The 13,417-nt window shown below is 62.3% G+C and carries 11 protein-coding genes; 3 read left to right on the forward strand and 8 right to left on the reverse strand.

The genetic code is table 11. The features are described 5' to 3' along the window. Nucleotides 1–295: 295 nt before the first annotated feature. The 5 genes from tgt to coaD all read right to left on the reverse strand — a co-directional run bounded on the left by tgt (nucleotide 296) and on the right by coaD (nucleotide 4,157). The gene (gene tgt / locus H7A85_RS16085) at nucleotides 296–1,420 is read right to left on the reverse strand and encodes a tRNA guanosine(34) transglycosylase Tgt (protein WP_182086984.1); all 1,125 of its coding nucleotides are present in this window, start codon (nucleotides 1,418–1,420) and stop codon (nucleotides 296–298) included. Beyond that, nucleotides 1,417–2,505: a tRNA preQ1(34) S-adenosylmethionine ribosyltransferase-isomerase QueA gene (queA, locus tag H7A85_RS16090; RefSeq protein ID WP_182086985.1), complete on the reverse strand. Its 1,089-nt coding sequence runs from the start codon at nucleotides 2,503–2,505 to the stop codon at nucleotides 1,417–1,419. Before queA ends, tgt begins: the two co-directional genes overlap by 4 nt. A gap of 11 nt (nucleotides 2,506–2,516) precedes the next feature. Then, nucleotides 2,517–2,987, reverse strand: coding sequence for a peptidylprolyl isomerase (locus tag H7A85_RS16095; protein WP_182086986.1), 471 nt, complete (start codon nucleotides 2,985–2,987; stop codon nucleotides 2,517–2,519). Between the two features lie 96 nt (nucleotides 2,988–3,083). Beyond that, nucleotides 3,084–3,641, reverse strand: a complete 558-nt coding sequence (locus tag H7A85_RS16100) for a peptidylprolyl isomerase (protein ID WP_182086987.1) — start codon at nucleotides 3,639–3,641, stop codon at nucleotides 3,084–3,086. Nucleotides 3,642–3,662: 21 nt separating this feature from the next. Next, a complete protein-coding gene (gene coaD, locus H7A85_RS16105; RefSeq protein ID WP_182086988.1) occupies nucleotides 3,663–4,157 on the reverse strand; it encodes a pantetheine-phosphate adenylyltransferase in 495 nt (164 codons plus the stop codon). Between the two features lie 186 nt (nucleotides 4,158–4,343). On the opposite strand from coaD, the gene H7A85_RS21010 reads away from it, so the two are divergent. Continuing rightward, a complete protein-coding gene (locus H7A85_RS21010; protein WP_280514929.1) occupies nucleotides 4,344–4,472 on the forward strand; it encodes a hypothetical protein in 129 nt (42 codons plus the stop codon). 49 nt (nucleotides 4,473–4,521) lie between these two features. Here H7A85_RS21010 and gyrA read toward each other — a convergent pair whose 3' ends face one another. Beyond that, nucleotides 4,522–7,257 carry a DNA gyrase subunit A gene (gyrA, locus tag H7A85_RS16110; protein WP_280514930.1) on the reverse strand — a complete coding sequence of 912 codons (2,736 nt, stop codon included), beginning with the start codon at nucleotides 7,255–7,257 and terminating at the stop codon, nucleotides 4,522–4,524. A 255-nt stretch (nucleotides 7,258–7,512) separates the two neighbouring features. Between gyrA and H7A85_RS16115 the strand changes: the two genes are divergently transcribed. Continuing rightward, entirely contained in the window at nucleotides 7,513–8,145 is a 633-nt protein-coding gene (locus H7A85_RS16115) for a MarC family protein (protein ID WP_182086989.1), read from the forward strand. An 11-nt stretch (nucleotides 8,146–8,156) separates the two neighbouring features. Here H7A85_RS16115 and ssb read toward each other — a convergent pair whose 3' ends face one another. Then, nucleotides 8,157–8,693 (reverse strand): single-stranded DNA-binding protein, encoded by a 537-nt coding sequence (gene ssb / locus H7A85_RS16120; RefSeq protein WP_182086990.1) that lies wholly within the window; start codon nucleotides 8,691–8,693, stop codon nucleotides 8,157–8,159. Between the two features lie 246 nt (nucleotides 8,694–8,939). Here ssb and uvrA point away from each other — a divergent pair, with 246 nt between their 5' ends. Then, the gene (gene uvrA, locus H7A85_RS16125; protein WP_182086991.1) at nucleotides 8,940–11,816 is read left to right on the forward strand and encodes an excinuclease ABC subunit UvrA; all 2,877 of its coding nucleotides are present in this window, start codon (nucleotides 8,940–8,942) and stop codon (nucleotides 11,814–11,816) included. A 2-nt stretch (nucleotides 11,817–11,818) separates the two neighbouring features. On the opposite strand, the gene H7A85_RS16130 is transcribed toward uvrA, so the two are convergent. Beyond that, nucleotides 11,819–13,372 (reverse strand): NAD(P)H-hydrate dehydratase, encoded by a 1,554-nt coding sequence (locus tag H7A85_RS16130; RefSeq protein ID WP_244631237.1) that lies wholly within the window; start codon nucleotides 13,370–13,372, stop codon nucleotides 11,819–11,821. Between the last annotated feature and the right edge of the window lie 45 nt (nucleotides 13,373–13,417).

Consider the following 13,417-nt stretch of genomic DNA (forward strand, 5'->3'; position numbering starts at 1 on the left):
CCCAAGCATGCTCAACGCATCACTCGAAAAACCTCGTCCGACACTCCAAGAGGCGCAAAACCGAGCCGAACCAGCCAACCCCGGAAGAAATCCCCCAGAACCAACCGTCAGCTCAACTTCCCGGCTGACGCTTCAGAACCTCAAGGCCCCGTCCCGTCCGCCCCGGCGCCACCGCCGTCGTCGATGAGCGGTGTATAGGGGGAACCACCGGGGAAGGTCAACAGGGTTTTTGAGAAAAAGTCGAAAAACTTGTCGGGCGCTTACCCTTGGGCCTCTAATGCGCTCAGCACCGCGTTCACGCAGCACCCCTTCCCTCTTCCCAGCCTTGCGTCGTCCCCTCAACGTAATCGGCATACGTCCCTGCCTCGATGGCAGCTCGAGCTCCAGCCATCAGGGTCTGGTAGTATGCGAGGTTGTTCCAAGTCAGCAGCATCGCACCAAGGGCCTCGTTCGATCGAACGAGATGATGCAGGTAGGCGCGTGAAAAGTCTCGCGATGCCGGACAGGACGAGGTGTCGTCGAGCGGGGACGCGTCTTCCGCATGACGCGCATTCTTCAAATTGATGCGCCCGTGCCGCGTGAAAGCCAGTCCATGACGTCCGGCTCGCGTCGGCATCACGCAGTCGAACATATCGATACCGCGCGCGATCGACTTCAGAATATCGTCCGGAGTGCCGACACCCATGAGATATCTCGGCTTCTCCGTGGGAAGGACCGGAACCGTTTCATCCAGGATCCGCAACATCACGTCCTGCGGTTCGCCGACCGCGAGGCCTCCAACGGCATATCCCTTCAGGTCCATGTCTCGGAGGCGCTCCGCCGAACGGACGCGCAACGCAGCATCGTCGCCGCCTTGGACGATACCGAACATGGCCTTGCCTGACTGGGTGCCGAACGCCACTGCGCAGCGTTCCGCCCAACGCAGCGACAGTTCCATAGCCCGCTCGATCTCCGGTCGCTCCGCCGGTAGGCGGATGCATTCGTCGAGCTGCATCTGGATATCGCTATCCAACAACCCCTGAATCTCGATCGAGCGTTCGGGACTCATCTCGTGGATGGATCCATCGATATGGGAGCGGAACGTGACGCCCTGTTCCGACATCTTTCGCAGACCCGACAGCGACATCACCTGAAACCCGCCGGAGTCGGTCAGGATGGGATATGGCCAACGTGCGAACTCGTGCAGGCCGCCCAACCGAGCCACGCGCTCGGCTCCCGGCCGCAGCATCAGGTGATAGGTGTTGCCGAGAATGATGTCGGACCCAAGGTCGCGCACCTGGTCGAGATACATCGCCTTGACCGTTCCCGCCGTGCCGACCGGCATGAAAGCGGGAGTACGGATGGCTCCGCGTCCGGTCATGACGGTTCCGCGGCGGGCCAAACCGTCCCGCGCGAGAATCTCGAAGCCGAACTCAGTCAAGAGACCCTCTCCAAAAGGCTGGAATCCCCGTAGGAATAGAACCGGTAGTTGCCGGCGATCGCGTGATCGTAGGCGGCTCGCATGCGATCGAGCCCACAGAAGGCGGAGACCAGCATGAAAAGCGTCGAACGCGGCAGATGGAAATTCGTCATCAGTGCATCGACCGCTCGGAACTCGAAGCCCGGGGTGATGAAGATGTCCGTCGGACCGGAGAAGGGTTCGATACGTCCGGTCGTCCAGGCGGCCGACTCGAGCAGTCTCAACGATGTCGTGCCGATCGCCACCACCCGTCGTCCGTCGTCGCGCGCGGCTTGCAATCGATTCGCGACCGCCTCGGAGATCATGCCGATCTCGCTATGCATCCGATGTTCGGCCGTGTCGTCCGCCTTGACCGGTAGAAAGGTGCCAGCGCCGACATGGAGGGTCAGGAACTCGCGCTCGATGCCTCGTCCATCTAACGCTTCGAAGAGTTGCGGCGTGAAGTGCAAGCCGGCGGTCGGAGCCGCTACGGCGCCCTCCGCCTGCGCGAAGATCGTCTGGTAGTCGCGGCTGTCGTCTTCGTCGATCTTGCGTTTGGACGCGATATAGGGCGGCAGAGGCACCTGCCCTACCTCAGCAATTCGCCGATCCAGTTCCGCGCCGGTAACCTCGAATTGGAGATCGACCTCGCTGCCGTCTTTGGCGACGACGATCGCGGCAAGCACGCTTCCATCTGCACTAGCGGCGGAGGAAGCGCGAAACTCCAACTTGTCCCCCTCCCTGATGCGGCGGCCCGGGCGCACGAAAGCCTTCCACTGGTCTTCCGCAGTGCGCATATGGAGGGTCGCCTGCACGGCGACGTCGGTCGTTGCGCCGTCCGACCCTGAGCGAAAGCGATGCCCGAACAACTGCGCGGGAATGACCTTCGTATCGTTGAAAACGAGGACATCTCCATCTCGCAGAAGCGAGCTCAGGTCGCCGACGTGCCGATCTCGCAGTTCGCCCGATGCGAGGACATGCAAGAGCTTGGCCGATTCACGCGGAAGAGCGGGCCGCAACGCGACCCGCTCTTCCGGAAGTTCGAAATCGAAGAGATCGACTTTCACGTCGACGCCGCTCAGAGATCGGCGGCAACGCGCATCGTCGTGATCGAATCGGGGTCGCGAACGGGCTCGCCGCGCTTGATCTTGTCGACCACGTCCATCCCTTCTGTCACCTCGCCCCAAACCGAATACTGCCGATCGAGCCAAGGGGCGCGTTCGAAGCAGATGAAGAATTGCGAGTTGGCACTGTTCGGGTTCGCCGTGCGGGCAGCCGAAACCGTTCCGCGCTTGTGCGGCTCGGCACTGAACTCCGCCTTCAGGTCCGGCTTGTCCGACCCGCCCGTGCCGGTGCCCGTCGGATCGCCGGTTTGCGCCATGAAGCCTTCGATCACGCGGTGGAAGACCACGCCGTCATAGAACTTGTCACGCGCGAGCTCCTTCACCCGTTCGACGTGACCGGGCGCGAGATCCGGGCGAAGCTTGATGACGACTTGGCCTTTCGTCGTTTCGAGCACCAGCGTGTTCTCGGGATCGTCGTAGGCCATCGTGTCTCTCCAAGTTGGAATACGGCGCGTGTTGCTTCGCGCCGCGTTTGTTTGACGGGTGCATGGCTGAAGGCCATGCGAGTTGCAAGGCGAATGTTACTGGCCCGAGCCGCCGACCTCGACCTTCAGCATCTTGTCGGGGTTTTCGACCGTACCATTGTTGGCTTCACTGCCCTTCTTGATCTTGTCGACCACATCCATGCCCTTGGTGACCTCGCCCACCACCGTGTACTGGCCGTTCAGGAAGTCTCCGTCCGCAAGCATGATGAAGAACTGCGAGTTCGCGGAGTTTGGATCCTGCGCGCGTGCCATTCCCACGACGCCCCGCTTGAACGGCGTATCGGTAAACTCGGCCGCAAGATCGGGCTTCTTGGACCCGCCCATGCCGGTTCCGGTGGGATCGCCGGTCTGCGCCATGAAGCCATCGATGACACGGTGGAAAACGACGCCGTTGTAGAAGCCTTCCTTCGCGAGCGCCTCAATCTGCGCCACATGCTTCGGAGCCAGATCGGGACGAAGCGCGATGTCGATCTCGCCCTTGTTGGTTTCGATCACGAGGGTGTTCTTGGCGTCGGCCGACTGGGCGAAGGCCGATGGGCTGGCTGCGAGTGTCGCTACGCCCAAGGCCAGACCAACTGCAGCAAGATACTTCATACAACGTTCTCCAATGGGCTCTCAGATAGGGGAAAGCTTGCGTTTGAAAGCGGCGGCGACAGGTTCGGGAACGAACTTCGAAACGTCTCCGCCCATCCGTGCGATCTGACGAACCAATGTGGCGGTAATGGGCCTCGTCGTGAGAGACGCCGGTATGAAGACGGTCGAGAGATGAGGGGCAAGACCCGCATTCATCGCCGACATCTGCATCTCGTAATCCAGGTCCGTACCGTCGCGAATGCCCCTGAACAAGGTTTGGGCACCGTGTCGATCCGCTTCTTGGACCACGAGATCGGAGAAGAAGGAGACCTCGATCGCCGCTTCCTTCGACTTTCTCCCGTCGAGCACAGTCTCGATGAGAAGAGACCGCTCGTGGGCTGAGAAAAGGGTCGTCTTGCCGGGATGGATGCCCACGGAAACGACCAGCTTATCGACAAGCTCTGACGCGCGCTCGATGACATGGAGATGGCCGAGCGTCAGCGGGTCGAAACTGCCGGCATAGAGACCGATCCTCACGGCTTCCGTGTTCCTTTACCATGAACGAGCCCGCCTCTCGGGCGACGCCCCCGCATTACCGTTTCGAAACGACGTATGCGCCAACTTGCCACGGCGAGTTTGACGTATCGCCACCATCCAAGGCGTTCACGGCGGGAACGATTCGTCAACCTTTGGCATTATGGCTGCAGGTAATGGAGACATACGATGTTGGTTTTCGCGCTCTCGCTGACGATGGTCGCATCTCTCGTAACGGCGACTGTGGTCGCCATGCATAACGAAGCCAGCAAACAGCGTGCCGTAGCCACCGTTCGCAAGCCCCGCTTCTTCGGCTGACCTCTAGGCGGCAGCTTCAAAAGCTGCCGCAAATGCCGAAAGATGACCTCTAGGCTGCAGGGTTCTCAGGGCTAAGACCATCGTCCGAGGCCTCTGCTTCGGCCGAACCCTGATCGGGAATGCGCTCCACCGAAACGATCTTCTCGTTCTCAGCGGTATTGAAGATCGTAACACCCTTCGTGGCGCGACCCGCAACGCGGATACCCTCCACCGGAACGCGGATCATCTGTCCGCGATCTGAAATCATCAGAACCTGATCGTCGGCTTCGACGGGAAAGCCGGCCACTAGGCGTCCGATATCCTGCAGTCGCGAGATGTCGGTCGCTCGTATGCCCTTCCCCCCCCGCCCACTCGTGCGGAAATCGTAGGAAGACGACCGTTTCCCGTAGCCGAATTCGCTCAACGTCAGAACGAACTCCTCGGCAGCGCTCAGGAATGCGTAGCGCTCCTGGCTGAGCGAGACTTCCTCCACAGCCTCTTCGTCCGTGCCCGTATCTGCGGAACCGCCTTCGCCTTCTACGGCCCGGCGCATCCGAAGATAGGCGGCTCGCTCTGCCGCAGTCGCATCGACATGGCGTAGGATCGACATCGAGATCAGCCGGTCACCCTCGCCCAAAGCCATACCGCGGACCCCGACGGAATTGCGGCCGGCGAAAACACGCACATCGGGAACGGGGAATCGAATGCATTGGCCGCTGGCGGCGGTCAGAAGCACGTCGTCGTCTTCACCGCAAACCGCGACAGCCAGGATCTCGTCGCCGAAATCGTCGAGCTTCATGGCGATCTTGCCGTTGCGATTGACCTGCGTGAAGTCCGATAGCTTGTTGCGGCGAACGGTGCCCTTTGTCGTCGCGAACATGACGTTCAACCGCTCGGCCGTGCCCTCGTCGTTCGGCAAGGGCAGAATCGAGGTGATCCGCTCGCCCTTATCGAGCGGTAGCATGTTGACCAGAGCCTTGCCGCGCGACTGTGGCGTGGCCAACGGCAGTCGCCAGACCTTCTCCTTGTAGACGATGCCGCGCGAAGAGAAGAACAGCACCGGCGTGTGGGTATTGGCCACGAACAGGCGCGTCACCGAGTCGTCATCGTCCTTCAAGGACATGCCGGACCGGCCCTTCCCGCCCCGTCGCTGGGCGCGGTAGGTCGCAAGCGGTACGCGCTTGATGTACCCGCCGTGGCTGACGGTGACGACCATGTCCTCACGGGGAATCAGGTCCTCGTCATCGAGATCGGCTGCGCCTTCCAGAAGCTCGGTCCGCCGAGGCGTCGCGAACTCTTCGCGGGCAGCCGCAAGCTCTTCCTTGATAATCTCGCGAACGCGAACGCGAGACGACAGAATTTCGAGGTAGTCGCGGATCTCGGCGCCGATCGCGTTCAACTCGTCCGCGATCTCGTCGCGGCCGAGCGCCGTCAGGCGCTGAAGTCGAAGATCGAGAATGGCACGCGCCTGCGTTTCGGAAAGCCGATAGGTTCCCTGTTCGCTGATGCGGTGGCGCGGATCGTCGATGAGGCGGATCAGCGGGGCGACGTCCTTCGCCTCCCACTCCCTTGCCATCAACTGCTCGCGCGCCGTCGCCGGATCGGGCGCGTGGCGGATCAGGCGGATGATCTCGTCGATATTGGCCACCGCGATCGCAAGCCCGACCAGGACGTGCGCCCGCTCCCGCGCCTTGCGCAGGAGGTACTTGGTCCGACGCTGAACGACCTCCTCGCGAAACGCGACGAAGGCCGTCAGCATGTCGAGTAGGTTCATCTGCTCCGGCTTGCCGCCGTTCAGGGCCACCATGTTGGCGCCGAAGGTCGTCTGGAGCGGGGTGAACCGATAAAGCTGGTTGAGGACGACGTCTGACGAAGCGTCGCGCTTGAGCTCGACCACGACCCGGTAGCCCTCGCGATCGCTTTCGTCGCGAATATCGGAGATGCCTTCGATGCGCTTCTCGCGCACGAGATCGGCCATCTTCTCGATCATCGTCGCCTTGTTCACCTGATACGGAATCTCGGTGATGACGATGGCTTCGCGATCGCCGCGCATGTCCTCGACATGCACCTTGCCCCGCATGAGGATCGACCCGCGCCCCGTGGAGTAGGCGCTCTGAATCCCGGCCCTGCCAAGCACGATCGCCCCGGTCGGAAAATCGGGCCCGGGGATGATTTCCATGAGGTCGGGGAGCTCAATCGCCGGATTGTCGATGAGAGCGACGCAGCCGTCGATCAGTTCTCCGAGATTGTGGGGCGGAATGTTCGTCGCCATGCCGACGGCGATGCCGCCCGAGCCATTGAGCAGCAGGTTCGGCACGCGTGCCGGCAGCACCACGGGCTCGAGCTCGCGCCCGTCGTAGTTCTCCTGAAAATCGACCGTTTCCTTGTCGATATCCGTCAGGATCGCTTCCGACACCTTCTCGAGCCGGCATTCGGTGTAGCGCATCGCCGCTGGCGGATCGCCGTCGATCGATCCGAAATTGCCCTGTCCGTCGATCAGCGGTGCCCGGAGCGAGAAGTCTTGCGCCATACGCACCAGCGCGTCGTAGATCGAGGCGTCGCCATGCGGATGGTACTTGCCCATCACCTCGCCGACGACGCCGGCCGACTTACGGAAGGACTTGTTCCAGACGAGCCCCATCTCGCTCATCGCGAAAAGGACGCGCCGATGCACCGGCTTCAACCCGTCCCTGACATCCGGCAACGCGCGGCTGACGATCACGCTCATCGCGTAATCGAGATAGGAGCGCTGCATCTCCTCGATGATGGAAACCGGTTCGATGCCCGTGGGGCGCTCGGGCGGCAGATCGGAGGTGATGTCGGACAAGGGAATTTCCTACGAGAAACGCGAACGTCTTATACGACAGCGCGAACCCGACTGGCAAATTTCGGACGTCGGAATTTCTTATATACGCCAGCGGCTTACGGTTTTTCTCCGAATCAGGTTCGCAATCGGCGTGAAGCTGCGCGGCTTGAGGCGATATCGGGCCTTCCCAATCGCGTGGTGGCGCCTCGCGTCATATCGGTTATGGAGGCTCAGGGTGACGAAGGGCCATGCGGGATGATCGAAATACTGCTGAACGGATTCGCGACGCTTTTCGTCATCATCGATCCGATCGGTCTCGCGCCGATCTTCCTCGGGCTGACGCCCGGAATGACGATGGCGCACCGTCGCCGCATCGCCCGGAACGGATGCCTGATCGCGTTCGGCATTCTCGCGGTTTTCAGCCTGACCGGGCTTCGCGTGATCGAGACGCTCGGCATATCGCTCGGGGCGTTCCGGATCGCCGGCGGCCTGTTCCTGTTCTGGATCGCGTTCGAATTGGTGTTCGAGAAGCGCAAGACCCGGAAGGAAAAGGACGCGCAAACCGCCATGAGCGAGCACGATGTCGGAGAGATCGCAGCCGTCCCGCTGGCAATCCCCCTCATGGCGGGGCCCGGCGCAATCTCCGCCGTGATCCTCCTATCGGGCGATCTCCCAGGCGTCGCCGGGCAGCTCAGCCTTCTTGCCGTCATTGCCGTCACGATCGGCGCGACATTCGCGATCCTGGCGCTGGCCGATCGCTTCGAGCGTCTCATCGGCCAGACCGGAAGGGCGGTCATCACGCGGCTGCTCGGCGTTCTCCTCGCCGCGCTGGCCGTCCAATTCGTCAGCGACGGGGTGAAGGCGGTTTTCCTTCTCCCCGCACCCTGACGATCCGCTCGTCAGAACGGAATTTCGTCGTCCATGTCGTCCGACGGACGCCCGCCACCGCCACCGCCGTAGTTTCCGCCGCCCGACCCGCCTCGGTCGCCGCCGCCACGACTATAACCGCCGCCGCCGCCCGAACGGCCGCCGGAACGCTCGCCACCGCCGCCGCCACTGCCTTCGAAGGAACCGCCGCCCTCACCCCGGCCGTCGAGCATCTGCAGCTCACCGCGGAACCGCTGCAGCACGATTTCCGTGGTGTAGCGCTTCTGGCCGGACTGATCGTCCCAGGAGCGGGTCTGCAACTGTCCCTCGACGTAGACCTTGGAGCCCTTCTTCAGGAACTGCTCGGCGACCTTCACGAGGCCTTCGTTGAAGATGACGACGCTATGCCATTCGGTGCGCTCCTTGCGCTCGCCCGAAGCCTTGTCGCGCCACGTTTCCGACGTCGCGATCCGAAGGTTGACCACGGCGTCACCTGAGTTGAGGCGTCGGATCTCGGGGTCGGCGCCGAGATTGCCCACCAGGATCACCTTGTTGACGCTGCCTGCCATCTCTGACCTCTCGTGATTCCATAATGCGAACTTAGCGGACCGTGGACGTCCGGACGTGCTACCTGAGGGCAATATCGTCAAGAATTCGGAAACACCCAAGGCACCGATTGCGAGCCATCCGACGAATGGCTAGAACAAATGCGGAACGATGTCGATACATGCCCCGTATCGTCGCCGCCCGCTTTGAAACTTCGACCGCCGCGCCGATATGGGTGGCAAGGTCAGCAAGAGCGAACGCCCGAACCCATGAAGAACGTCATCTCCATTCGCGGTGCGCGAGAGCACAACCTGAAGAACGTCGATCTCGACCTTCCCCGGGACAAGCTGATCGTGATGACGGGGCTGTCCGGTTCGGGCAAGTCGTCGCTCGCCTTCGATACGATCTACGCGGAAGGGCAAAGGCGCTACGTCGAAAGCCTTTCGGCCTATGCGCGCCAGTTCCTGGAGATGATGCAGAAGCCGGACGTCGACCAGATCGACGGGCTATCACCGGCCATCTCGATCGAACAGAAGACGACATCGAAGAACCCGCGCTCGACCGTCGGCACTGTCACCGAGATCTACGACTACCTGCGCCTGCTCTTCGCACGCGTCGGCGTTCCCTATTCTCCGGCGACGGGCCTGCCGATCGAGAGCCAGACGGTCAGCCAGATGGTGGACCGGATCATGGCGTTGGAGGAAGGCAGCCGCCTTTATCTCCTCGCGCCGATGATCCGTGGCCGGAAGGGCGAGTACAAGAAGGAACTGGCGGAACTCCAGAAGAAGGGCTTCCAGCGCGTTCGCATCGACGGGGAGTTCTATGACATCGCCGACGCACCGGCGCTCGACAAGAAGTTCAAGCACGATATCGACGTGGTGGTGGACCGCGTCGTGGTTCGCGGCGATATCCAGTCCCGCCTTGCCGATTCTCTCGAAACCGCCTTGCGCCTGGCCGAGGGCCTTGCCGTCGCCGAATTCGCTGATGGGACGGACGAGAATGGAAAGCCTCGGCAACTCCTCTTCTCCGAGAAGTTCGCCTGCCCCGTATCGGGCTTCACCATCCCGGAGATCGAGCCGCGACTGTTTTCGTTCAACAACCCGTTCGGCGCCTGCCCGCGCTGCGACGGCCTGGGCGCACAGCAGCAGATCGATCCGAAGCTCATCGTTCCCGACGAGAACCGGACGCTGAAGAACGGCGCGATCGCGCCATGGGCGAAGTCCACGTCTCCTTATTACGGGCAGACCCTCGAGGCGCTGGGCCGCGAATACGGCTTCAAGCAGACCGATCGATGGTCCGCCCTGCCGGAAAGTGCGCGTCAGGCGATCCTGAATGGCACCGGCAAGACCAAAATCGAGTTCAAGTACAACGACGGGCTCCGGTCCTACTCGACGACGAAGACGTTCGAAGGGATCGTGCCCAACCTCGAACGGCGATGGAAAGAAACCGATTCCGCCTGGTCGCGCGAGGAGATCGAGCGCTACATGTCGGCGATTCCCTGCCCCGCCTGCGCCGGCTATCGCCTGAAGCCCGAGGCTCTCGCGGTGAAGGTCAACAACCGACATGTCGGCGAGGTCACCGAGCTTTCGATCCGTCAGGCGGGAGAATGGTTCGAGACGCTTCCCGAACATCTGACGCAGAAGCAGAACGACATCGCGGTCCGAATTTTGAAGGAAATTCGCGAACGGCTCCGGTTCCTCAACGACGTCGGTTTGGAATATCTTACCCTGTCGCGATCCTCGGGAACGCTGTCCGGCGGTGAGAGCCAGCGCATTCGTCTGGCGTCGCAGATCGGCTCCGGGCTGACGGGGGTTCTCTACGTTCTGGACGAGCCGTCGATCGGCCTGCATCAGCGCGACAACGAGCGTCTGCTGGCGACGCTCAAGCACCTGCGCGATATCGGCAACACGGTGATCGTCGTCGAGCACGACGAGGACGCCATCATGATGGCGGATCATGTCGTCGATATCGGCCCGGCGGCCGGCATCCATGGCGGCCAGGTCATTTCGTCCGGCACACCGCAGGAGGTGATGGCCGATCCGAACTCGCTGACGGGCGCCTACCTGTCGGGGACGCGCGGCGTGCCCGTACCGGCAGTTCGCCGCAAGGCGCAAAAAGGTAAGGCGATCAAGGTCGTCAACGCGCGCGGCAACAACCTGAAGAACGTTTCTGCCGAAGTGCCGATGGGATTGTTCACCTGCGTGACCGGCGTATCGGGCGGCGGCAAGTCCACGTTCCTGATCGAGACGCTCTTCAAGGCCGCCGCACGGCGCATCGGCAACGCGCGCGACGTGCCGGCAGACCATGATCGCGTCGACGGTCTGGAGCTTCTCGACAAGGTCATCGACATTGACCAGTCGCCGATCGGCCGTACCCCGCGTTCGAACCCGGCGACCTATACCGGCGCGTTCACACCGATCCGCGACTGGTTCGCCGGGCTACCCGAGGCGAAAGCGCGGGGTTATCAGCCGGGCCGCTTCTCCTTCAACGTCAAGGGCGGTCGCTGCGAAGCCTGTCAGGGCGACGGCGTCCTGAAGATCGAGATGCACTTCCTGCCGGACGTGTATGTCACCTGCGATGTATGCCACGGGAAGCGATACAACCGCGAAACGCTGGAGGTGACGTTCAAGGAGAAGTCGATCGCCGACGTCCTCGACATGACCGTCGAGGAGGGTGTCGAGTTCTTCGCCGCCGTTCCCGCCGTTCGTGACAAGCTGATAACGCTGAAGGAGGTCGGGCTCGGCTATATCAAGGTCGGTCAGCAGGCCACGACGCTCTCGGGCGGCGAGGCGCAGCGCGTCAAGCTCGCCAAGGAACTAGCCCGCAAGGCGACCGGGCGCACGCTCTACATCCTCGACGAGCCGACGACCGGCCTTCATTTCCACGACGTGGCGAAGCTTCTCGAAGTGCTCCACGAACTCGTCGACCAAGGCAACACGGTGGTCGTCATCGAGCACAATCTCGAGGTGATCAAGACGGCGGACTGGGTGATCGACATCGGTCCGGAAGGCGGCGACGGTGGCGGACAGATCGTGGCCGTCGGAACGCCGGAAGCGATCGTCGAGGCTCCGCGGTCCCATACCGGGCGGTTCCTCAAGGAGCTTCTCGTACGTCGTCCGATCACCAAAGCCGAGGCGGCGGAGTAGCTTCAACGCGGGTGTCTATTGCGAATCCTTTCCGCCAGGGCCGCGTGCACCTGCGGAAGCATATTCGGCAGATCCTCCGATATCAGGCCGGGACCGAAGAACTCGGCTGCCCGGCCGTGCATCCATACGCCGATGCAGGCGGCCTCGAACGAGGGAACACCCTGAGCGATCTGCGCGGCGATGATACCTGCCAACACGTCGCCGGTTCCGGCCGTCGCCAGCCAAGGAGTGCCGGTCGCATTGACCGCGACTCGCCCGTCCGGTGCGGCGATCACCGAGTCCGCGCCCTTGAACACCACGACGGCCGAAGATCGCTCGGCCGCAGCGCGAGCCTTCGCGATCTTCGAAGAGCTTTCATCCTGGGCGATATCGGCGAACAGTCGCCGGAACTCACCCCCATGCGGCGTGAGGACGATCTGGGATGGGTGACTCCGGCATATCTCGAAGAGCTCGTCAGGCGCTCCTGCAAACGCCGTGATCGCGTCGGCGTCGATCACCACGCGTCGATCGCTACGGACGAGGTGGGTCACGTAAGACCTCGCGCTCTCCATGTTCGAGAAGCCCGGACCGATGACGAAGGCGTTCAAGCGCTCGTCCGCGGTCATCGCTTCCACATCCGCCATACGATCGCACCCCATCAGCATGATCGCCGTGGTCTGTGCGGCGAGCACATTCAGGTCGTCGGTTCTCCCAGCGATCGTCACCAGGCCTGCGCCCGCACGAAGCGCTCCCATCGCCGACAATCTTGCGGCCCCACTTTTCGCCGCCGGTCCTGAAAAGATGACGGCGTGGCCGCGATCGTACTTATGGCCTGACATTCCCGGCTGACGGAGTTCGTCGATCCAGAATTCCAGCTCGTTCGCGTAGGCGACGGGCGTAATGTCCTGAAAGGCTCCTGACGGCATGCCAAGTTCGGCGACGATCAGGTTCCCGCAGAGCGATCGTCCCGGCATCAGGAGATGCCCCGGCTTGCGACGGTCGAAGGTGACGGTCACGTCGGCGCGAACGGCCACGCCCCGAACCGCTCCCGACACGCTGTCGATCCCGCTCGGCAGATCGATCGATACGACGATGGCACTGGACTGGTTCGTGCGCCGAACCATTTCGCCGATCGGTCCTTCAAGGGGTCGGGACAAGCCGACCCCGAATAGACCATCGACGATGCCGTCGTAGCCTTCCGGCGCGAAGTCCTCGCAAGGGCGAACGGCAACCTCGATGCCCCCGTATTCCCGCATTCCCTTCGCCGCCTCTGGTCCATAGAGCGCAACGGCGTATTCATCGGCCAGGAGCCGAGCGGCGGCTTTCGCGTCTGCTCCGTTCAGTCCAGGTCCGATGAGGAATGCTATTCTCGATCCGTTGGGTACGCTCGACCGCACGGCGTCAGCCACTTGGCCACCTGCCTGCTCCACGAGCTCACTCAATAGTCCGCCCGCCTCGATGTAGCGACGATCGACTGTTCGAACGGCATCTGCATCGATCAGAGCCGTTTTCTGGTGTGAAGGATGCACCTTGCGCCTTCTTCGATCTGTTGCACATAAATAGCGCAGAAATTGCACAAAAATTCATCATACGACGCGGGTCGAATGCTGGCCACGGGGTTC

The sequence above is a fragment of the Aureimonas sp. ME7 genome (assembly GCF_903970965.1).
Lineage (GTDB): Bacteria > Pseudomonadota > Alphaproteobacteria > Rhizobiales > Rhizobiaceae > Aureimonas.